Source organism: Mesorhizobium sp. M7A.F.Ca.US.006.04.2.1, assembly GCF_004022915.1.
In the GTDB taxonomy this organism is placed as follows: domain Bacteria; phylum Pseudomonadota; class Alphaproteobacteria; order Rhizobiales; family Rhizobiaceae; genus Mesorhizobium; species Mesorhizobium ciceri.
This window is the reverse complement of sequence record NZ_RZQA01000994.1, coordinates 1-2069: the sequence shown is the minus strand read 5'-3', so window position 1 is coordinate 2069 and position 2069 is coordinate 1. Positions and strand designations below refer to the sequence as shown.

The following is a 2069-nucleotide window of genomic DNA, read 5'->3' as shown; positions in this document are numbered from 1 at the left end:
AAACCGCCGGCCCAGTGCCGGCGGTTTTGCGTTTCGGCGGCGAAAACAGGCCGGTTCGAACGACCGGCAAAGGCCGTGGATTGGACCAATTCCGTGTTTCTGGACAGGGTGAAGCGCGGCGGCTAAAAGGCCAAGTCCTAATCTTCTAAAACGCAGAGCCCATTTCCGCCGGTTTGCCGGCGGCCCTTCCGAAAAGGCAGCATTCATGAGTGGCGTGAACGAAATCCGGTCGACATTTCTCGACTACTTCCGCAAGGAGGGTCACGAGATCGTCGCGTCGAGTCCGCTGGTGCCGCGCAACGACCCGACGCTGATGTTCACCAACGCCGGCATGGTACAGTTCAAGAACGTCTTCACCGGCCTGGAGAAGCGGCCCTATTCGCGCGCCTCGACCGCCCAGAAGAGCGTTCGCGCCGGCGGCAAGCACAACGATCTCGACAATGTCGGCTACACCGCGCGTCATCTGACCTTCTTCGAGATGCTCGGCAACTTCTCCTTCGGCGACTATTTCAAGGAGCGCGCCATCGAGCTTGCCTGGAACTTGATCACCAGGGAATTCGGGCTGAGCAAGGACAAGCTGCTGGTCACCGTCTATCACACGGATGACGAGGCGGCCGGCTTCTGGAAGAAGATCGCCGGTTTTTCCGACGACCGCATCATTCGCATCGCGACCTCGGACAATTTCTGGGCGATGGGCGACACCGGACCCTGCGGGCCGTGCTCGGAGATCTTCATCGACCGCGGCGAGCACATCTGGGGCGGCCCTCCCGGCAGCCCGGAGGAGGATGGCGACCGTTTCCTGGAATTCTGGAACCTGGTGTTCATGCAGTATGAACAGGTGACGAAGGAGGAGCGCATCGACCTGCCGCGCCCCTCGATCGACACCGGCATGGGCCTGGAGCGCATGGCGTCCATCCTGCAAGGGGTGGAAAGCGTCTTCGAGACCGATCTGTTCCGTCACCTGATCGACGCGGCCTCGTCCGCGATCGGGCATGGTCCCGACAAGGAGACGGTCGCCTCCTACCGGGTCATTGCCGATCATCTGCGCTCGTCCTCCTTCCTGGTCGCCGATGGCGTGCTGCCCTCGAACGAAGGCAGGGGCTACGTCCTGCGCCGCATCATGCGCCGCGCCATGCGCCATGCACAGCTGCTCGGTGCCAACGAACCGCTGATGTGGAAGCTGGTGCCGGCGCTGGTGCGCGAAATGGGCCAGGCCTATCCGGAACTGCTGCGCGGCGAACAATTGATCACCGAGACGCTGAAGCTCGAGGAGACCAGGTTTCGCAAGACGCTGGTGCGCGGCCTCGGCCTGCTTTCCGAGGCGACCGAAACGCTGCATGCCGGCGACATGCTGGATGGCGAGACGGCCTTCAAGCTCTACGACACCTATGGCTTCCCGCTCGACCTGACGCAGGACGCACTGCGCCAGCGCAGCATCTCGGTCGATATTGCCGGCTTCACCAACGCGATGGAGCAGCAGAAGGCCGAGGCGCGCAAGCATTGGGCCGGGTCCGGCGACGCCGCCACCGAGACCATCTGGTTCTCGGTGCGCGAGAAGGCCGGCGCCACCGAGTTCCTCGGCTATGAGACTGAAGCTGCGGAAGGCATCATCCAGGCGCTTGTCCGGGACGGCAAGGCTGTCGACGGCGCCGGCAAGGGCGACGCGGTGGCGATCGTCGTCAACCAGACGCCGTTCTATGCCGAGTCCGGCGGCCAGATGGGCGACACCGGCGTCATCTCCGGCGAGGGGTTCTCGATCGAGGTTTCGGATACGCAGAAGAAGGCCGACGGGCTGTTCGTGCATATCGGCAAGGTGGCCAGCGGCACCGTCAAGACGGGCGCGGCTGTCGAGCTGAAGGTCGATCATGCAAGGCGCTCGAGGCTGCGCGCCAACCATTCCGCGACGCATCTGATCCATGAGGCGCTGCGCGAAGTGCTGGGCAGCCATGTCGCACAGAAGGGCTCGCTGGTCGCGCCCGAGCGCCTGCGCTTTGACATCTCGCACAACAAGCCGATTTCGGCCGAAGACCTCGAAGAGGTCGAGCGCATGGCCAACGAGATCGTCGTCC

At 63.7% G+C, this 2069-nt stretch carries 1 protein-coding gene; it reads left to right on the top strand.

Translation table 11 applies throughout. The annotated features are described in order from the left end of the window. Positions 1 to 205: 205 nt before the first annotated feature. Positions 206 to 2069: alanine--tRNA ligase (gene alaS, locus EN925_RS33315; RefSeq protein ID WP_128337249.1), on the top strand; the 1864-nt coding region annotated here is incomplete at its 3' end.